The organism is Epibacterium sp. ABV4_022, assembly GCF_056159345.1.
Genome location: NZ_JBSWVA010000003.1, coordinates 78,009 through 97,441, shown reverse-complemented (window position 1 = coordinate 97,441; position 19,433 = coordinate 78,009). Strand labels below are relative to the sequence as shown.

General features: G+C 59.6%; 20 protein-coding genes. 16 read left to right on the top strand and 4 right to left on the bottom strand.

Annotated elements, in window-relative coordinates:
• Positions 1-144 precede the first annotated feature (144 nt).
• From ACXAF5_RS20225 to ccmI, 7 genes are all read left to right on the top strand, one after another.
• The gene (locus ACXAF5_RS20225) at positions 145-867 is read left to right on the top strand and encodes a response regulator (protein ID WP_046212146.1); all 723 of its coding nucleotides are present in this window, start codon (positions 145-147) and stop codon (positions 865-867) included.
• The gene (locus ACXAF5_RS20220) at positions 867-2,333 is read left to right on the top strand and encodes an ATP-binding protein (protein WP_474947989.1); all 1,467 of its coding nucleotides are present in this window, start codon (positions 867-869) and stop codon (positions 2,331-2,333) included. Before ACXAF5_RS20225 ends, ACXAF5_RS20220 begins: the two co-directional genes overlap by 1 nt.
• Positions 2,269-2,574: an SHOCT domain-containing protein gene (locus ACXAF5_RS20215; RefSeq protein ID WP_223229242.1), complete on the top strand. Its 306-nt coding sequence runs from the start codon at positions 2,269-2,271 to the stop codon at positions 2,572-2,574. Before ACXAF5_RS20220 ends, ACXAF5_RS20215 begins: the two co-directional genes overlap by 65 nt.
• Before the next feature lie 65 nt (positions 2,575-2,639).
• Positions 2,640-4,640, top strand: a complete 2,001-nt coding sequence (locus ACXAF5_RS20210; RefSeq protein ID WP_046212145.1) for a heme lyase CcmF/NrfE family subunit — start codon at positions 2,640-2,642, stop codon at positions 4,638-4,640.
• Between the two features lie 8 nt (positions 4,641-4,648).
• Positions 4,649-5,215 carry a DsbE family thiol:disulfide interchange protein gene (locus tag ACXAF5_RS20205; RefSeq protein WP_046212144.1) on the top strand — a complete coding sequence of 189 codons (567 nt, stop codon included), beginning with the start codon at positions 4,649-4,651 and terminating at the stop codon, positions 5,213-5,215.
• Positions 5,212-5,685 carry a cytochrome c-type biogenesis protein gene (locus ACXAF5_RS20200; RefSeq protein WP_058239070.1) on the top strand — a complete coding sequence of 158 codons (474 nt, stop codon included), beginning with the start codon at positions 5,212-5,214 and terminating at the stop codon, positions 5,683-5,685. Before ACXAF5_RS20205 ends, ACXAF5_RS20200 begins: the two co-directional genes overlap by 4 nt.
• The gene (gene ccmI / locus ACXAF5_RS20195; RefSeq protein ID WP_474947984.1) at positions 5,682-6,833 is read left to right on the top strand and encodes a c-type cytochrome biogenesis protein CcmI; all 1,152 of its coding nucleotides are present in this window, start codon (positions 5,682-5,684) and stop codon (positions 6,831-6,833) included. Before ACXAF5_RS20200 ends, ccmI begins: the two co-directional genes overlap by 4 nt.
• A gap of 28 nt (positions 6,834-6,861) precedes the next feature.
• Here ccmI and ACXAF5_RS20190 read toward each other — a convergent pair whose 3' ends face one another.
• Both ACXAF5_RS20190 and ACXAF5_RS20185 read right to left on the bottom strand, forming a co-directional pair.
• Positions 6,862-8,991 carry a protein-disulfide reductase DsbD family protein gene (locus ACXAF5_RS20190; protein ID WP_474947983.1) on the bottom strand — a complete coding sequence of 710 codons (2,130 nt, stop codon included), beginning with the start codon at positions 8,989-8,991 and terminating at the stop codon, positions 6,862-6,864.
• A 283-nt stretch (positions 8,992-9,274) separates the two neighbouring features.
• A complete protein-coding gene (locus ACXAF5_RS20185) occupies positions 9,275-9,577 on the bottom strand; it encodes a DUF2933 domain-containing protein (RefSeq protein ID WP_007803398.1) in 303 nt (100 codons plus the stop codon).
• Between the two features lie 156 nt (positions 9,578-9,733).
• Between ACXAF5_RS20185 and ACXAF5_RS20180 the strand changes: the two genes are divergently transcribed.
• From ACXAF5_RS20180 to ACXAF5_RS20150, 7 genes are all read left to right on the top strand, one after another.
• A complete protein-coding gene (locus ACXAF5_RS20180; protein WP_474947982.1) occupies positions 9,734-10,294 on the top strand; it encodes a L,D-transpeptidase in 561 nt (186 codons plus the stop codon).
• A 28-nt stretch (positions 10,295-10,322) separates the two neighbouring features.
• The gene (locus ACXAF5_RS20175) at positions 10,323-10,793 is read left to right on the top strand and encodes a c-type cytochrome (protein ID WP_046212138.1); all 471 of its coding nucleotides are present in this window, start codon (positions 10,323-10,325) and stop codon (positions 10,791-10,793) included.
• A 372-nt stretch (positions 10,794-11,165) separates the two neighbouring features.
• Complete coding sequence (locus ACXAF5_RS20170; RefSeq protein WP_474947981.1) at positions 11,166-11,759, top strand: c-type cytochrome; 594 nt, start codon at positions 11,166-11,168, stop codon at positions 11,757-11,759.
• 2 nt (positions 11,760-11,761) lie between these two features.
• Positions 11,762-12,679, top strand: a complete 918-nt coding sequence (locus ACXAF5_RS20165; protein WP_007803405.1) for a c-type cytochrome — start codon at positions 11,762-11,764, stop codon at positions 12,677-12,679.
• Between the two features lie 43 nt (positions 12,680-12,722).
• A complete protein-coding gene (locus ACXAF5_RS20160; RefSeq protein WP_474947980.1) occupies positions 12,723-14,117 on the top strand; it encodes a multicopper oxidase family protein in 1,395 nt (464 codons plus the stop codon).
• Positions 14,114-14,596 carry a c-type cytochrome gene (locus ACXAF5_RS20155; protein ID WP_007803408.1) on the top strand — a complete coding sequence of 161 codons (483 nt, stop codon included), beginning with the start codon at positions 14,114-14,116 and terminating at the stop codon, positions 14,594-14,596. Before ACXAF5_RS20160 ends, ACXAF5_RS20155 begins: the two co-directional genes overlap by 4 nt.
• A gap of 1 nt (position 14,597) precedes the next feature.
• Positions 14,598-15,329, top strand: a complete 732-nt coding sequence (locus ACXAF5_RS20150; RefSeq protein ID WP_009807488.1) for a DsbA family protein — start codon at positions 14,598-14,600, stop codon at positions 15,327-15,329.
• 42 nt (positions 15,330-15,371) lie between these two features.
• On the opposite strand, the gene ACXAF5_RS20145 is transcribed toward ACXAF5_RS20150, so the two are convergent.
• Entirely contained in the window at positions 15,372-15,572 is a 201-nt protein-coding gene (locus tag ACXAF5_RS20145; protein ID WP_007803412.1) for a heavy-metal-associated domain-containing protein, read from the bottom strand.
• A gap of 152 nt (positions 15,573-15,724) precedes the next feature.
• Between ACXAF5_RS20145 and ACXAF5_RS20140 the strand changes: the two genes are divergently transcribed.
• Positions 15,725-18,235: a heavy metal translocating P-type ATPase gene (locus tag ACXAF5_RS20140; RefSeq protein WP_474947979.1), complete on the top strand. Its 2,511-nt coding sequence runs from the start codon at positions 15,725-15,727 to the stop codon at positions 18,233-18,235.
• Positions 18,236-18,247: 12 nt separating this feature from the next.
• Complete coding sequence (gene cueR / locus ACXAF5_RS20135; protein ID WP_007803416.1) at positions 18,248-18,646, top strand: Cu(I)-responsive transcriptional regulator; 399 nt, start codon at positions 18,248-18,250, stop codon at positions 18,644-18,646.
• Between the two features lie 21 nt (positions 18,647-18,667).
• On the opposite strand, the gene ACXAF5_RS20130 is transcribed toward cueR, so the two are convergent.
• On the bottom strand, positions 18,668-19,432 hold the full coding sequence (locus ACXAF5_RS20130) for a MauE/DoxX family redox-associated membrane protein (RefSeq protein ID WP_474947978.1): 765 nt from the start codon (positions 19,430-19,432) through the stop codon (positions 18,668-18,670).
• Position 19,433 lies beyond the last annotated feature (1 nt).

The window sequence follows — 19,433 nt, the reverse complement described above, 5'->3', positions numbered from 1 at the left end:
CGGGCCACGTGCACGACGCTACCCGGGAGTGCCGCGCGGTGCAGGTTTAGATTTGTATCCATGTGTAGCAAGGGACTGACCTGATACAAACAGCTACAATTCTGCCCCTGAAACATGAAACGACTATGATTTAGGAAGGACGCCATGGGACCACCACCTCATATCCTTATCGTGGATGATCACGCTCAGATTCGCGAAAGCGTCGCGCGCTTTCTGGAGAAGAACGGGATGCGGACCACAGTCGCCAAAGACGCCGTGGAAATGGATGCGAAACTCGTGACCGGCCATTTCGACCTGCTCGTGCTCGATGTCATGATGCCTGGAGAGGATGGCCTGTCGGTGTGCCGACGCCTTGCGCCCAAAGGTGATCTTCCGATAATTATGCTTACGGCGCTTGGTGAGGAAACAGATCGTATTGTGGGTCTGGAAATCGGCGCTGATGACTATCTGGCCAAGCCTTTCAATCCGCGAGAACTGCTCGCCCGGATCAAATCGGTTCTCAGAAGAAGCAACCGCGATGAACCCTTGGCCGGAAGTCTGGCTGGACGGAAAGTCAGTTTTGCGCATTGGATCCTGGATACCGACCGACAGGTCCTGATCGACGGCTCCGCCACCGAGACGCCATTGACGACATCCGAGTTCAAATTGCTGGCGGTCCTGCTTGAGAGAGCGAGGATGGTGCTCAGTCGTGACCAGTTGCTTGACCTGACCGCCGGTCGGAGCGCCGGTCCCATGGATCGCACAATTGACAATCAAATCAGCCGTCTTCGCCGCAAGATCGAGCCGGATGTGTTAAGACCAAGCGTCATCAAGACAGTGCGAAATGGTGGGTACTGTCTGGCGGCCGATGTCGAGGATGCGATATGATGCGCCGTGCGTTGGCCTCTCTGAGCGGACAGTTGATCCTGCTTGTGGTCGCCGCGCTTGTCGTGGCCCAGGCAATCAGCCTTTTCCTCTTCGCAGATGAGCGCAGCCTGGCTATCCGGGCGGCTTTGGGTTTTGAAGCCGCCGGTCGAGCGGCGAATGTCGCACGGCTGATCGAGGAGGCGCCGCGGGATTTGCATCAATCGATCCTTCGAGCGGCAAATTCACCTCTTATCCGTTTTGATCTATCGAGTACCCCGAGTGTCGAACACACCGGCCATTCCGACGGCGGCATCGTAGAGGGACGCATACGCGCCCTGATGGATGACAGCTACAGCCGGGATATTCGTGTTGAGTTGCATGAGGTCGAGGGCGAGTTGCGACCCTTGCCCAATCTCTCTGATGAAATGACAGAAATGCATCTCGCAATGATGCGTGGGGAGTTGACAGCGGTTGAAATGAACTTGTCGATCGCGATCGAGGGATCGCGTTGGCTGAATATTGGAACGCGGTTCGAGCGGCCACCAATCCAGTGGCCTTTTTATTCGATGCTGACCTTCGGGATCTCCGCTGGACTGCTTCTGGTGGCCATCATCTGGTTTGTCATGACGCGCCTGACGCGTCCGCTTCGGAATTTGTCCAAAGCCGCCAACCATCTCGGCCGAGGCGAGGATGTGCCGGAGCTGGCAATTGCAGGGCCGACCGAAGTCAGGGACCTGACTGTCGCCTTCAATCGCATGCAAATCCGGCTGACCCGGTTTGTCAGTGATCGGACACGGATGCTCGCAGCCCTCGGGCACGATTTGCGCTCGCCGCTCACCGCCATTCGGGTCCGCGCGGAACTGGTTGACGATGCAGAGACTCGCGAAAGCCTCATTGCATCGGTTGAGGAGATGCAAACCATGGTCGAAGCGACGCTCACCTTTGCTAGAGGCCTGACCGGATCCGAAGAGTCCGAAGTGGTGGATCTACGCGACTTCCTGAAAAGCTTGTGCAGCGATATGTCGGCACACTGCTCGTTTGGCCTGAGCGACGATATTTCCGTGCGGCTTCGACCCAACGCGTTTCGCAGGGCGCTTCGGAACCTGCTGGAAAATGCCGTTCGCTACGGTGGCGGCGCCCAAATCAGCTGGGCGGTCCGAGACGCGAACCTAGTGCTCAACATCGATGACACCGGCCCGGGCATTCCGGACAATGAATTGCAAAAGGTGTTCGATCCCTTCTATCGGCTGGAGCAATCGAGGTCGCTTGAAACGGGTGGCTACGGACTAGGGCTCTCCATCGCGCGGACAATCATCCAATCCCATGGCGGGGATATTGGATTGGTCAACCGGCACGGTGTCGGCTTGCGCGCAGTCGTGACCATTCCGTTGGATGAAAACCAAGAAATGAAAGGAGAAACAGATGAAACCGAAGACGTTTTTTCCAATGTTACTGTCCAGCTTGCCCGCCAGCATGGCGCGAGCTGATGGACCCGACTCCTGGACAGGTCACATGTGGGGCGGAGGCTATGGCTTTATGGGCGGCTTCATGATGCTCGCCTTCTGGAGCGTCGTGATAGCATTGATCGTGTTTCTGGTGCTCAGGCTGCGGGACAATGGCACCCGTCCCCCGGACTCGGACGCGCAGGAAGCGCTCCGGCGCCGCTTTGCGAATGGGGAAATCGACGAAGAAGAGTTCCGTCGCCGCAAAGCAACGCTCGACGAATAGACCCCGCCGCGGACGCCAAAGCCGTCCGACGCGACGCCCACCGACACTGGATAGGAAAGAACGCCATGGTCCCGGAAATTGGTCACTTCGCACTGGCCCTCGCGCTTGCGCTTGCGCTTGTTCAAAGCGTTCTGCCGATTGCAGGTGCGTCGCGTGGAAACGCCGTCTGGATGAAATCCGCCCAGGCGACGGCAATAGGACAAGTGCTGTTTGTGGCCATCGCCTTCGCAGCGCTGATGCAGGCTTTCATCGTCAGCGATTTTACCGTCAGGAACGTCGTCGAGAACTCCCATTCGCTCAAGCCAATGCTCTACAAGGTGGCCGGGACCTGGGGCAGCCATGAGGGTTCGCTGCTGCTCTGGATCCTGATACTCGCGGTGTTCGGCGCGGGCGTCGCCTGGTTCGGATCGAACATCCCCGCCGAGACCAAGGCGCGCACCTTGTCGGTGCAGGCGTGGATCAGCGTCGGCTTCCTGTCCTTCCTGCTGCTGACGTCGAACCCCTTCGAGCGGGTGTTTCCGCCGCCGCTCGACGGCAATGACCTCAACCCGTTGCTTCAGGACATGGGTCTCGCCATGCACCCGCCGCTCTTGTATTTCGGGTATGTCGGCTTCTCCATCGTGTTTTCCTTTGCCGTTGCGGCTCTTCTGGAAGGGCGCGTCGATCCGGCCTGGGCCAGATGGGTCCGCCCGTGGACATTGGCCGCGTGGGTCAGCCTTACGGCAGGTATCGCTCTTGGATCGTGGTGGGCCTATTATGAACTGGGCTGGGGCGGCTGGTGGTTCTGGGACCCGGTCGAGAACGTGAGCTTCATGCCCTGGCTTCTGGGCACGGCGCTGCTGCATTCCGCCATCGTCACCGAAAAGCGCGACGCGTTCAAAAGCTGGACCATCCTACTTGCCATCCTGACTTTCTCGCTTTCGCTGCTCGGGACGTTCATCGTCCGGTCGGGCCTGCTTACATCCGTGCATGCCTTCGCCGTCGATCCAGAGCGCGGGCTTTACATTCTGGGTCTGCTGGCCGTGTCCATCGGTGGGTCGCTGGCGCTCTACGCCTGGCGGGCGCCCGAAATGGAGCCTGGCGGTCTGTTTCGCCCGATCAGCCGCGAAGCCGGGCTGCTGGTGAACAACCTCATTCTTGCCGCCGCTACCGGAACAGTCCTGTTCGGAACACTTTATCCGCTAATCCTGGAGGCTGTCACCGGGGACAAGATCTCGGTGGGTCCACCTTTCTTCAATGCCGCATTTATCCCGATGATGCTGGCTTTGGTGGTGTTCATGGGTCTCGGTCCATTCCTGTCGTGGAAACGGGCCGATATCGCTGGGTTGCTCGATCGCATTCGGTTCGTAGCCGTGCTGGCTGTCATCGCAACTTTGGCCGCGTGGTATCTTCTGAACGGTGGGCCGATCATGGCCTATCTTGCCATCCTCGGCGCTGCGTGGCTGCTTTTGGCGACTTTACGGGAATGGGCGCTACGCATCCGTCTGTTCGAGGTTTCCTTTGCTGAGAGCGCGAGACGGGCGCGCAACCTGCCACGGGCGTCTCACGGCATGACGCTTGCCCATGCCGGCGTTGCCATTTTGATGATGGGGATGATCGGCTCCAGCGCTTGGAAGAGTGAAGAGATCGTCTTTGCTGCTCCAGGGACCGAAGTTGCGATCGCCGGGTTCGACATCACCTTCGAAGGCGCCGCGCAGGTTCAAGGGCCGAACTACATTGCGGATCGCGGCACCCTTGTGGTCCGCAGGGATGACGAATTGGTCACGACACTGTTCCCGGAACGTCGATATTACCCGGTCGCGGAAAGCCAGACGACGGAATCGGCGATCCGGTCCACACTTGCGGGCGATCTCTACACGTCGATTGCAACGCCAGCCTCGGATCAAGTGAACAACGCCGGAGCATGGACCCTGCGGATCCTCTATGAACCGCTCGTCAACCTGATCTGGATTGGCTCGATCCTGCTGGTGATCGGCGGCTGTCTTTCCTTGTCGGATCGCCGCTTGAGGGTCGGGGCGCCGCGCCGCGCCAAACAGCCTGCCAGCGACGCTGTTCCTGCCGAGTAGGAGAGAAGATGAAACGTCTCATCGCCGGGCTGCCGTTTATTGCAGCAGTCATATTCGGGGGGTTTTTCCTCTGGGGGCTCAATCCCGACCGGGATCCGAACGAAATCCCCTCCGTCCTCATCTCGCAACCGGCCCCGGCGTTCGACCTCGATCCCGTGCCGGGGTTGGAGACACCCGGCCTGGCCCGAAGCGATCTTGTCGGCAACGAACGACCGGTCGTGGTCAATGTCTTTGCGTCCTGGTGCGTGCCCTGCCGCGCGGAACATGCCGTGTTGACAAGATTTGTCGAACGAGACGGCATGCGGTTGTTCGGAATAAACTACAAAGACAAACCTGAGGATGCCGTGAAGTGGCTCAATGACCTCGGCAATCCCTACGAGCGGATCGGGTCCGACCTGTCGGGCCGCACCGGGATCGAATGGGGACTCTCGGGCGTGCCGGAGACCTTCATCGTCGATGGCGATGGCACCGTTTTGTTTCGCTATGTCGGGCCAGTTGTGGGTCCGGACGCTGTTGAACGTTTCACTACAGCCCTGACGCAAGCAGGCGCGCTGCCAAACGGAGCAGGATCATGAGACAGCTGATTTTCGCATTGTGCATCGGGGCGCTTCCCTTTGCTGCCAACGCCGTCGAACCGGACGAAATGCTGACTGACCCGCTATTGGAACAACGTGCACGGGAGATCTCCAAGGATCTGCGATGCGTCGTCTGTCAGAATCAGGACATCGACAGCTCCAACGCGGGTGTGGCCCGGGACCTGCGCCTTCTTGTCCGCGAGCGACTGGTCGCAGGAGACACTGACACCCAGGTGATCGAGTACATTCGGGCGCGGTACGGCGATTACGTGCTGCTCAAACCGCCTCTGGAGCCTGCGACCTACGCGCTTTGGTTTGCGCCGATCGCTTTCGTTCTGATCGGGGTTTTCGTTGGTGGCGGGGTACTGATGAGTCGGCGAAAGCAAGAGGCTTTTGAAGATTTGGGCGCGGAGGATGAGAACACCGTGTCCGAGATTCTCAGACAAAACGAAGCGGGGGATGCGTCATGATCTGGGGTATTTTCGGTCTTCTGACGCTGGTCGCGATCGGAATAGTCCTCTACCCGCTGCTGCTGTCCAAATCGAACACTCTCACCAGAGGAGATGCGGTACCGGCCATCCTCGCCGATCAGATGCAGGAAATCGAACGAGACATGGACCGCGGTTTGATTTCTGAACAAGAAGCTCAAGCAGCCAGACTCGAGATCAAGAAACGGATCCTCGCGACGACCCGCAATTTGGAAGCAAAAGCCGGATCGTCCCGTAGTGGTGGCAGAGGCACTCTTGTTGTCGCGGCGGTCCTCGCGCCGGTTATTGCCGCGGGCTACTATCTGACAATGGGATCGCCGGAGGTGCCTTCAATGGCCTTCGCTGCCCGTGCAGAGGAGCGCGCACAGACTGATGAAGTGACGGCGCTGGCAATACAACTTCGCGAAAGGCTTATATCCGATCCGACCGGCGGCCCCAGCGAAGGGTGGATGCTGTTGGGCCAGACCTATCAGCGCATGGGCAGAGCAGCCGATGCCGTCGAAGCCTTCGAAGTCGTTGCCGAACGGGAGGATGCCACCTCCGCGACATTCTCCATGCTGGCAGAGGCTGTCGCGGTTGCCAATGACGGCGTTGTTATTCCACGGGCGAAATTGGCCATTGATCGCGCTTTGGACCTTGACCCATCCAATCCTGCGGCAACCTACTTCGAGTCTCTGTATTACTTTCAGCAAGAAGAGACGCGTAAGGCCTACGATCTGCTTGTTTCACGACTGAATCAGGAAGAGGCTTACGTTCCCTGGATGGAGACCTATGCAGCGCAGATCAACCGGATTGCAGCGGCAGCTGACCTTCCGGTCGTCAATCTACCCAGCGGGCCCACGTCGCAACCAGGCCCGAGTGCCGCAGATGTCGCGGCGGCGTCGGAGATGAATGACGCGGATCGCGCGGAGTTCATCCGATCGATGGTCTCGCGGCTGGCCGAGCGTCTTGAGGATGAACCGGACGATCTGGATGGTTGGATGCGGCTGGCAAATGCCTATACCGTCCTTCAGGAGCCCGATCGCGCCGTTGAGGCCTACCGCAAGGCTGAAGCGCTGTTGGAGCAGCAGCCCGCCAGTGATCCTCGGCGTGCGGCGGTCCGTGCCGCGCTTGAGCGGCTCGGCGGCTGACTACTGCTCGGTGTCCCGGTCGAGCAAGTCACTCCTGTCCGGCAACCTTTGCGGAAACATCCCGACCACTGGCTTGCGCCAAGGCGTTCATCACGTCCTCGGTTTTTAGCAATTCGGACAGCACAATGCCGTTCGGTGCCGATGGTCCGTAGACGGCATTGAAGGGGATGCCGTATCTGCCGAAACTCTCAAGGTAGCGGGAAATGCGCGTGTCCGGGCGTGTCCAATCTGCCTGCATCGCCGTGACTCCAGGCGCTTCAAGCGCGCTCCGGACTGGCTCCCGATCGATGATAAGTGTCTTGTTCGCTTTGCAAGTCAGACACCAGTCAGCGGTCACATCGACAAAAACGACCTCTCCTGCGGACACGCGTTTCGCTATTTCCGAACGATCAAATGCGATCCAAGCCATTGCCAACTGCGGCGTCGAACGCGCAGGTGCTGATTGCTGCAAGAGAGGACCTGCGGCAATGGCCAGGACAAGGCTGGCTATGGCAATAGACCACCTGAATTGGGACTGCACATTCGGGAGAGATAGTATCAGAACGGCGAGACCGGACAACGCCGCGACCGCGATGACAGACGCAAGCCCGGCGACACCGTCGAGCACCCAGAACAGCCACACGGCGGTTGCAAGCAACAAAACCCCCATGACGCTTTTGATGATCAGCATCCATCGACCAGGCTTGGGCATCAATGCGACCAGACGCGGGAACGCGGCGATGACGAGATAGGGCAGGGCGAGGCCGAGCCCGAGGCTCGTAAAGACGATGAGGATGTCCACGCCACGCCCGGCCAAAGCAAAGGCCACCGCGGTGCCGAGGAACGGTGCCGAACAAGGCGTCGCCATGACGGCACCGAACATGCCAGTGAAAAAGTCGGCGGAATACCCGTTGCGTCCTCCGGCCCCTGCAAGCCGCGTCTGCATGCCGTGTGGAAGGGCGAACTCGAACGCTCCGAACAGATTTGCCGAAAAGACGAGCAGGACAGCGATCATCGCCGCAAGAAACAGCGGGCTTTGAAACTGCAAACCCCACCCGACGCTGAGGCCTGCCGTCTGGAGCGCCCAGAGGACGAGCGCCAGACCCCACATGAACGTCATGATGCCGGCGCTGGCAGCGACGAAACCGAACCGGACACGGGTTGTGTCGTGATCGGTGTGTTTGAGCACAGACGACACCTTGATGGACAGCACCGGCAGCACGCAGGGCATCACATTCAGGATCAATCCGCCCAGCAGCGCGATCACGGCAATCCAGATCAGTTCCATCATGTCCGGTGTCGTGGCGGCCAGTTCAAAGGGTGGTGCTATTCCTTGCGCCACGCGATCCGCGATGATCGTGAAGGCCCGGTTCTCGCCGTCGGTGACGGTAATCGACGGAGCCACTGTCACATCCGTATTCGACGAGAGGATCGGCAAGCGCGCCCAAAGCAAACGATCCTCTTCTCCCAAACGGATATCGGGTTTGCCAAGCGCAACACCCATACCCAGTTCGGGAAACACATCCGGCGACTGGAGTGGTTCATCGACGCGAAGGCTGACGATCAACTCCGTGAGGTCTTCGTCGATGAAGGCATTTGCCTCGCTGACGCCGCTCGTCTTGGCCCCTTCGGGGACGCGCTCGGAAAACGTACCGATCAGCCCAGCCGAAGTGCTGTCGATGACGTTGCCCCGTCCGAGGCGAAGTGACAGGTCAAACTCTTCCGGGACACAGACATTGGAGCACACCAGCAGTTTGACCTGCGCGGAAAGAGTCACAGGTGCGCCGGGATCTTTGAGCGTTATGCGCAGCGGAAAGACGACTTCACCCGCATAACCAAAATTTTCGATGCCGAAGGCGGTGAAGCGCGTCGGGGCGGGCCACATGAATTCGACATCTGCGACGTTTTCGGAACCGCTCCATTCGACCGAAGGCGGTATTCCCACCTCGCCCGCCGACCGCCAATAGGTCTTCCAGTTTTCGTTCAGTTGAAGGTGAAGCCCGGCTGACAGAGTCTGTGTGTTCTCGGGAACGCCGTCCTGTACACTAATGAGATGCGCGGTGAGTGGCGCGCTCTGGTATTCAGCAGAGGTTGCTGCCGCGACACTTCCAGAGACAAGGGCCAGGAGCACGAAGGGAATAAGCAAAACCCGTCGCAGGATCAAAAGGCAATCGATCAAGATACCTGCTTCCTTCCCATATTTTCCGCAGATTTCGCCAGGACGGCGGAAATTGCGTCAAAGTCCACCTGTGGCAAAACCCTGACGACCGTCCGCACAGACAATTCGCGCAACGCCAGTCGCAGAAGATGAAAGGGTTCGACACCCATCCGGCAGAAGGTCTGACGCTTGCTTCGTGGACACGATAGCCTTCAGATCTAGGCAGTCTGCAAGGCTTCCCGCGCAACCTCCAAGTAATGTAACCATCAACAGCAATACGAATACCTTTGCTTTCCCTCGCACATCACTGCCTGTTGCGGGCGACGCTAGGAATCACGGAACTTATGGGCTCGGGCGCTTCCTCGATAGTATCGTTTGCCTTGTCGGAATGGCACGATTTCCCCATGAATCTATGCATCACAAGATGCGCTCCAACGCACAACAGGAGCGGGGCGAAAGCCGATGCATTGCCCCACATACCCGCAAGCGTTCCGCCAGCGAGAAAAAAACCGATCACGGGCAACAGCATCACAATGCAACACGCCATCATTCCGTAATGCATGAGCTTGTCTGTAATCGGCTTATTCTTGGGATTTTCGTCGTCCATGACACCCTCTTTGTCTCGTTCCTGGCGTCATTTGCGACCCTCCAGCAGGGTAAGGTCAAGGATACAAATGGATACACTTCTCGCGGCCTTGTCAGGTTGCCAGATGCCGGGTCTCGCGTAAAAGACGTGTGACAAAACCGAGGCTGGGAGTGTGTCATGACGTCTTTGCCGAATAACAAGATTAACCGACGACGCCTATTTGGTTTGGCGGCGGTTGCTTTGGCTGCCCCAAGCGTGGTTCGGGCCGAAGTCATTCGCCGCAATATCTCTTCTTTCCGAGTTCATGACTGGCAAGACCATTTCGATACGCTTGGAAAGGGTATCATTATCTCGGACACGGAAACACGGGCTCTGCAGCATTGGACAGCAGATGGGTCAATGCGGATCTATCCGACATCCGTTCCTCTGACCGATGAACTCACAAAACGCGGTTATACCGAAGTCGTGGAAAAGCGCAAAAACCCCAGCTGGGCGCCGACGCCCTCCATGCGGGAACGCAATCCAGAATGGCCGGCACGTGTCGAGGGAGGCGATCCTGCCAACCCTCTGGGTACCCGCGCATTGTATCTGTCCTGGCAATACTACCGTATCCACGGAACACAGGACACGCGAAAAATCGGCCGTCGGTCATCAAATGGCTGCATCGGTTTGTTCAACGAACAGGTTGAAGAGCTTTACGAGCGGGTGCCCGTCGGCACTCAAGTCAAACTCATCTGACCCAAGAGACAAGGCGGAAGATACAGGCATGGACAAATTGACCGCGCTTATTGGAGCCGTAGTTATAGCTGGCGGGGGAGTTGCAACTTGGCAGTTCATTTCTGCGGAAGATTCTGCGGAAGATACAGCGATGGGTCATTCCATGACGCCTCCTGACACGAGTAGCATAGAAGCAGGCGACCCAATCGTTCAGGTCCAACTGCCGGCAGAATTCTCGGAGCAAGCCACGATTGGGAAAACCATATTCGAGGCTAAGTGTTCCGAGTGCCATGGAGCAAACGCAGCGGGACAAAACGGGATTGCCCCGCCTCTTGTGCACAAGATTTACGAGCCGAGCCACCATTCAGACATGGCCTTTGTTCTGGCCGCTCAAAATGGCGTGCGTGCGCATCACTGGAAATTCGGTAATATGCCCAAGATCGAGGGGCTGACCCAAGGAGACGTCAAGATGGTGGCTGCCTATGTCCGAGAACTACAGCGGGCCAACGGGATCAACTGATGCGTTGGTCGAAGACGAACAGATGGATCCTGTCGATCGTTTTTGGCCTGTTCCTTGTGGTTCTCGGTGTCCCTGAGGCACCAGCGTTCCATGATAGAGCGTCTTTGGCGCAAGAATCACACAGTCATGAAAATGTGGGGCCATCTACGAGCGAGACCTCTGGTCACTGTCATCCGGGACTCGACTGTTCTGTTCCGGCAGCGTTGTTGTTCCCAGAAACGGTGGTTTACGAGCCTCATTTTATGAACGCCGTCATGCAAGACGGCGCGACCCAACGAACCGAATTGCGCCCCGACAGCGATCCTCCACCCCCACGGAAGTGGGTCTGATTTCACACCCCTCTTAGAGCAGACCCATTAAAGGATCGAAGACATGAAAAAGACGACTATCGCAGCGGCAGTGTTGATTGCAGGAACCGCGGTCGCGGCATTTGCGCATAGCGGTGCCACGGGCATCGTAAAGGAACGCATGGATGCCATGGCCGCCATGGGAAAGGCAGTCAAAACCGTAGCCCCGATGATGCGGGGCGAAACGGCCTATGACGCAGAAACAGTGCGCGATGCCGCGCGCCTGTTCCAGCAGCACGCCGGTGAGAGCATGACAAAGCTGTTCCCAGAGGGCACAGGGGGCATGCCCTCGGAAGCCAAGGACGAGGTGTGGACCGACTGGGAGCGCTTCGCGGCATTGGCAAGTCAGCTGGAAGAATACTCTGAGGGCCTGGAACGCGCAGCCGACAATGGATTGGGCGGCATGAGCGGCAATACCTCCATGGATGGCGCCTCGATGATGGGCGGCGGATCCATGATGGGAGGCGATACAACCATGATGGGCGGGAGCACGATGATGGGCCGAGGCGACATGATGGATGCGGCCGCCATTGCCGAAATGCCCGCCGACGCAGCATTCGCGATGACGACCCAGGTCTGTTCCGCATGCCATGAACGCTTCCGGGCGGAAGAAGACTGACCATGCGCCGGTTCTTGACACTCGTCAGCGGGGCCGCCGTGCTGGGCGCGGCCAGCCTCGGCGTCGTGATTGCATGGCCTGTCGGCAGTGCAGTGACTCCGATTGCAATAGAGGGCAATGTCGACCGGGGCGCATATCTGGCGCGCGCCAGTGGGTGCATTGCCTGTCATACCAATTTTGAAGCGGGCGGCGCACCACTTGCCGGAGGGGCGCCGCTCGAAACCCCGTTCGGAACGTTCTACCCGCCCAACCTGACGACAGACCCGGAACATGGCATGGGCGAATGGACGGCAGAACAGTTCGCAAAAGCCGTGCGGCAAGGCATCGGCCCCGATGGAACGCCGTACTATCCGTCTTTCCCGTACACCTTCTATGCGGATTTTTCTGATCAGGATATCGCTGACCTCTGGGCGGCGTTTCAAACCGTGCCGCCCGTGGACGAGCCTGCACCAGAAAATGATGTCAGCTTCCCATTCGACCAACGATGGGGGCTGAAGCTCTGGCGAGCGGCGTTCTTCTACGATCCGGATACCGAACCGATTGAAGGGCGAAGCGACGCATGGAATCGAGGACGGGAATTGGTGCGCGGTGCGGCACATTGCGGAGCCTGCCATACGCCGCGCAATCTTGCGGGAGGCCGCGATATCGGTGCTTCCTTTGCAGGCAACGCCCAGCTTCCCGGTGGCAGCAAGGCCCCCGCGATACGGCCAAAAGACCTGGTCAAAAATGACTGGACGGTTTCAAACCTCGCTTATGCGCTCCAGACCGGCATCACCCCTTCGGGCGATGCTTTCGGCGGCAGCATGGCGGAAGTGGTTCGCGAGGGAACTCGGTTTCTGACACCTGCCGATCGCGAAGCGATGGCGCTTTTCCTGCTGAACAAGGACACGGTCGAGGCGGAGAACCCCGCGTCGAACTAACACCACGCGGGGGCAACACGCCCCCGCTTTCTCGAGGATCGAAATGAGACAAACACGTCGGGATTTCTTGCGCCATGCAACACTGGCGGCCTGCGCGGCGGCCATCCCGCAGTCGGCTTTTGCCGCGACCCCGTTCGAGGACCTGATTGCCAAGGTTGCACGTCGACAGCTTCTTCCGGACACCTACCCGGAAACAGAGATCTGGGGCTATGACGGCCTCGTTCCGGCCCCGGAAATCAGGGTCACACAAGGCGATCGGGTGCGTCGCAGGTTTCGCAACGAGGTACCCGATCCCAGTTCGGTTCACTGGCACGGAATCCGGATCGACAACGCGATGGATGGCGTTTCAGGGCTGACCCAAGAGGCCGTAGCGCCGGGTGGAACCTTTGACTACGACTTCGTCGTACCGGACGCGGGCACCTATTGGTATCACGCGCATAATCGCTCATACGAGCAAGTCGCGCGTGGTCTGCGCGGTGCCTTGATCGTCGAAGAGGTCGATGGACCGGACATCGACCGCGAGGAAGTCATCGTTCTGGAGGACTGGTTGCTCGACCCTGAGAGCGGGCAGCTGTTCGACAATTTCGAACAGCCCATGATGATGAGCCACGGTGGACGTACCGGCAACTTTATCACGACCAACGGGCGCTATGACCTGACCTTGCCCGCGCAGCGCAACGAGCGCATTCGCTTGCGGATCATCAACGCAGCAAGCGCTCGAATTTTCCCGCTGAGGCTCTCTGGATTCAGTGGCTGGACGGTGGCCGTGGATGGAATGCCAACCGGCCAACCCCAGTCGGTTGACGGCGAGTTGATCCTCGGCCCGGCACAGCGCGTCGACTTAATTGTGGATGTGACCGAAGACGAAGGCGGCACCGCCCAATTGCTTCGCATCGGCGATGATGATCAACTGACCCCGTTGGTGAGTTTTCTGGTCAACGGCACAGCCAGTTCAGTACCAAGAGGCAAGCCACTGCCGTTGCCGCCGAACCCCGCGGCACACGCCCCGGACCTTGCCGATGCGCGTGATTTGCGACTGGTCATGTCCGGCGGGGCAATGGGGCGAATGCAGTCCGCATTGCTTGGCGGGGAACGTCTTGGATTCCGTCAGCTTGCCCAAGCGGGCAAATTCTGGGCCCTGAATGATGTCGCCGAAATGACCTACACGCCACTGGCCGGTCTATCCCTGAACGAGCCGGTGCGCCTGAAGATCGAGAACCAGACCGTTTTCCCACATGCGATGCACCTGCACGGGATGCATTTCCGCGAGCTGCGCCCCGACGGCGCGTTCGGGCCGATGCGGGACACGATCCTGTTGGCCGGCAACGAGTCCCGGGAGATCGCCTTTACGGCAGACAATCCCGGCAAGTGGCTGTTCCATTGCCACATGCTCAGCCACGCCGCATCTGGCATGACAACCTGGATACGGGTCACATGAGATATCTCGTTTGGTCCCTTCCGATCACTGTCGCAGCAGCCGCCTTCACGTATTGGCTCTCGACCAGTGCATCCTCGGATGTCGGCAGCGCGTCCAGGGCGGAGAGCTACGACATCGAAGAAGGCGCGTTGCTCTACGCAGAAAACTGTGCGTCTTGTCATGGCGCGGGTCTGGAAGGCCAGCCGGAATGGCGAACGCCCGGCGCGGATGGGCGCCTGCCAGCACCACCACATGATGAGACGGGTCACACCTGGCATCATCCTGACAGCCTGCTCTTCGATTACACAAAACTGGGGGGTGCGGCGCTTCTGGCGCGTCAGGGCGTCGAATTCGACAGTGGCATGCCCGGTTTCGCAGACGTGCTGACCGACCAGCAAATTCACAACATCCTGGCCTTCATCCGGTCCACCTGGCCAGACCGCATCCGCGAAGTCCAGGCCGCGCGGACAGAAGCCGACGAACAACGGGGAGAGAACTAAAATGCGTTTCAGACAAGCCTTCACGACGGTCGCGATAGCTGCCTTGCTTCCGATACCGGCACTCGCGGACGAACTGTCAGAGTCCCGGGTCAAGGAACTTGTGCTCGAGGCAATCCGCGAGAACCCGGAGATTGTCATGGAGGCCGTGGCGATCCTCGAACAAAGGCAGGCGCAAGCGCAGGAGCTCAGTCAGGCCCAAGTTCTGAATGACCAGCGCGATCTGATCGAGAACGATCCGAATGCGCCGGTTCTCGGCAACCTGGAAGGGGACGTCACTGTTGTGGAATTTTTCGACTACAACTGTCCCTATTGTCGGCGGGTCAAACCCGAGGTGCGGGCTTTGATCGAAGACGATCCCAACATTCGCCTCGTCTATCGTGAATGGCCCATTCTCGGAGACGGATCGGTGTTTGCCGCGAAAGCGGCCTTGGCAGCGCGCAAGCAGGACAAATACGAAGAGTTTCACTGGGCAATGATGGGGCTGGAAGGCCGCGCGGAAGAGGCCTCCGTGCTGCGCGTGGCCGAGGAGATCGGCCTGGATATCGCGCAGTTGCGCAAGGACATGGAGGCCCCCGAGGTCGAAGAGCACATTGCGACCTCCATGCAACTGACCCAAGCTCTGGGCTTTAACGGCACGCCGTCTTTCGTGATCGGGGATGCGCTGGTCCCGGGCTTCGTCGAAAAGGCGCAGCTTGCCGACTTGGTCGAGGAAGCCCGCAAAGTCGAAGACTGAAATTCTGTGCCCGGACCACCCTTGGGTGGTCCAGGCACTGCATCAAGCGGCCGCAGGTTCCACGTTGTAGCCCGCATCCCGAATGATCGCTTGGACCTGATCGGCTGGTAACACGCTGTCGACATGCACCTGTCGGGCAGAAAGGTCACATTCTACGCCTGCATTCGGATCTGCGCTCTTCACCGCGCTTTCGATTGCTGCGGTGCAATGCCCACAGCTCATGTCCGGAACGCTGAACTTCATCGGAACCACTCCTTGATCTGATTTCTATCGGTGACATGGGGCTTCCCCCCGCTGGAAGGTCAAGTGAAGAAATTTATTTGGCGCCCTCCCATTGACCCTCCAGTAACTGGAAGCCTCATATTCCACTTCGAATGGAAAAACAGGTGACACATATGCCCGAACCCAAACAGATCAGCCTGCCGATCGAAGGCATGTCATGCGCGTCCTGCGTTGGCAGGGTCGATCGCGCATTGAATGCAATCGACGGCGTAGAGGATGTGTCGGTGAACCTTGCCTCGGAAACTGCTCGCATGAGCGTGGACGCGCTCAAGCGCATTCCCGACATCATCGAATCCCTTCGCGAGCTGGGCTACCCCGCGCGGAAGGCCAGGGCCGAACTCACGATTGCAGCGATGTCCTGTGCCTCTTGCGTCGGGCGGGTCGATAAGGCGCTTGCCGCGGTGCCCGGGGTGGTCGAGGTGAACGTCAACCTCGCCTCAGAGACGGCGACGGTCGTTTACGTCGAAGGTCTTGTCACGACATCCGATCTGATCGAATCAAGCGGCGCGGCAGGGTATCCAGCAACCGTGGCAACGGCCCAGGCCGGTGACGACAGAGTTGCGCGCAAGGAGGAAGAGGCTCAGGCGCTTGCCAAACGGGTCACCTTTGCGGCCATCCTCGCCTTGCCGGTCTTCCTGATCGAAATGGGTGGCCACGTCATTCCGGCCGTTCATATGCTGATCGAGACCACGATTGGCCAGCAGACGAGTTGGCTTCTTCAGTTCGTGCTGACGACAATCGTTCTCTTCGGCCCGGGCCGGACGTTTTACACCAAGGGTTTCCCGGCCTTGTTCCGGGGTTCCCCCGACATGAACAGCCTCGTCGCGGTCGGCACCGGGGCGGCTTACCTTTATTCCGTGGTTGCGACATTCGTACCGTCGGTCCTGCCTGACACGCTGCGCACCGTCTATTTCGAGGCGGCAGCGGTCATCGTCGTTCTGATCCTTCTGGGGCGGTTTCTTGAAGCGCGCGCCAAGGGGAGAACGGGCGCGGCCATCCAGAAGCTATTAGGGCTTCAGGCGCGGACTGCACGCGTGATGCGGGACGGAGAAAGCGTCGAGATCGAGATCGATGCGCTGGTTCAGGGTGACATCGTCATCGTGCGCCCTGGTGAACGCATCGCGGTCGATGGCGAGGTCATCGAGGGGACCAGCCGCGTCGACGAAAGCATGCTGACAGGCGAGCCGATCCCCGCTGAAAAAGGTGCCGGAGATACGGTGACCGGCGGGACGGTCAACGGCGCCGGAAGCCTGCAGTTCCTCGCCACGCGGGTCGGCGCCGACACGACCCTGGCGCAGATTATTCGCATGGTCGAAGAGGCCCAGGGCGCCAAACTGCCGATCCAGGGATTGGTCGACCGGATCACCTTGTGGTTCGTGCCTGCCGTGATGGCGATCGCGGCGGCGACCGTGCTGGTCTGGCTGTTTTTCGGGCCTGATCCGGCCCTGACGATGGCGCTGGTCGCCGGTGTGTCGGTGCTCATCATCGCGTGCCCCTGCGCGATGGGGCTTGCGACGCCGACCTCGATCATGGTCGGGACGGGACGTGCTGCGGAAATGGGTGTCCTGTTCCGTAAAGGTGACGCCTTGCAGCAACTTGATTCCGTTGATGTGGTCGCCCTCGACAAAACAGGCACGGTGACCGAGGGGCGACCCGCACTGACTGACCTTGTGCTGGCGGAAGGGTTCGATCGCCCAACAACGCTCTCGAAGATCGCTGCCGTGGAGTCGCTCTCCGAGCATCCTGTCGCGGACGCCATCGTGCGGGCCGCGCGGGCCGAGGGCGCACCTCTTGTGGCGGCCGAAGGCTTTCAATCGGTCACAGGTTACGGCGTGCGCGCCGTGGTCGAAGACGTGGAGGTGTTGGTTGGGGCCGACCGCTACATGGCGCGCGAAGGCATTGACGTCTCGGCATTGGCTCCAGAGGAAACGAAGATCGCAAGCAAGGGTCGCACGGCGCTTTACGCTGCCATAGATGGGCGTGTCGCCGCCGTGATCGGCGTGGCCGATCCGGTCAAACCGGCAAGCCGCGCAGCCATCGCAGCGCTGCACGAAAAGGGTCTTGCGGTTGCGATGATCACCGGCGACAAACGCGAAACCGCCGAAGCCATCGCCCGCGAAACCGGTATCGACCACGTCATCGCCGGCGTCCTGCCGGACGGCAAGGTTGCGGCGCTCGACAGTTTGCGCCAAGGGAACAAGCGCATCGCCTTTGTCGGCGACGGGATCAACGACGCCCCGGCGCTGGCGCATGCCGATGTGGGCATCGCCATTGGAACCGGCACCGATGTGGCCATCGAATCTGCGGATGTCGTCCTGATGTCGGGCGATTTGCGCGGCGTGGTGAACGCCTTCGAAGTATCGCGGCGGACCATGCGCAACATCCGGCAGAACCTGTTCTGGGCCTTTGCCTACAACGTGGCACTTATTCCGGTCGCTGCCGGGGTGCTTTATCCCGCCTTTGGGTTGCTCCTGTCACCAATCCTTGCGGCGGGTGCGATGGCGTTGTCCTCGGTGTTTGTCCTGACCAATGCCCTGCGGCTGCGGCGCATCGCGCCTGCGATGGACGAGCAGCGCGCAATCCCGGCAGAGCTGGCAGCCGCCACTCCTGCTCCAGCAGAATAACGGAGGTTCGACATGAACATCGGAGACGTTGCCCGACAATCGGGTGTGCCCCCAAAAACAATCCGCTACTACGAGGACATCGGGCTGATCCGCCCGAACCGTAGCGAGAACGGCTACCGCGCGTTCACCGAGAGCCACATTCACAAGCTGGCGTTTCTGGGTCGCGCACGGGCCTTGGGGTTCACCATCGAAGATTGCAGGACGCTCCTGTCGCTCTACGAGGATGAAAACCGCGAAAGCATGCAAGTGAAGGCGGTTGCGGAAGACCATCTGCGCCAGATCGAGGAAAAGATCGCGAAACTGCAATCCATGCGCGCGACGCTCGCCGAACTGGTGGAAAAATGTGCCGGGGATCACCGGCCCGACTGCCCCATCATCGAGGATCTGTCGCCGGAGCGGTTGGCCAAGTGACAGGCAAGAAGGGGCTGTACCTCAGAACCAGATCGCGCGGACCGGCATCCAGATACCCATGAAGATCATCATCAGGTTTTCCGTCAGCGAAATGAACCCCAGCGGGACGGAACTGTCACCGCCGACGCAGGCGCATTTCAGCTCTCTCTTGTCGATATAAACAGCCTTGAACACGCTGACAGCGCCGACCGTGCCGATAAACAGGGCGACAGGCGCCGAGAGCCACAGCAGCGCGCCGGCAGTCATCAGGACACCTGCCAACGCTTCGCCGAACGGGTAGACCTTGCCGTATCGCACCCATTTGCGCGCCAGCAGATCGTAGTTGAGGAACATCGTCGAAAACCCTTCGACATCCTGCAATTTCTGGATCGCGAGAATGGTCATGGACAGCGAAATGAACCATTCGAACCCCCGCAAGGTAAGGACCAACCCGTACTGGTGCCAAGACAGGCCCAATGCCAACAGCGCGGCAACGGAAAAGATCGCGATGACCGGCTGGTAGGTCGTGTCGCTTTGCTCTTCCTCGGGTGGGTCAATGTCGAAAAACACCCTGAGATCGTCGTAACCGCCGATCCGTTCGTCCCCGATGAAAGTCTGCGGCGTCGTCTCGACCCCGTGCTTCTCCATGAAAGCATCGGTGTCTTCACGGGTGTCAAGCGGATGGTCTTCCACCTCGAAGCCTTGCCGCTCCAGCAGGTCTTTCGATTTCAGACCGTAGGGGCAGACATGGCCCGGCATGACCATGCGATAAAGCTGCGCGGATTTACTGTCTGTGTCGCGGGGCATG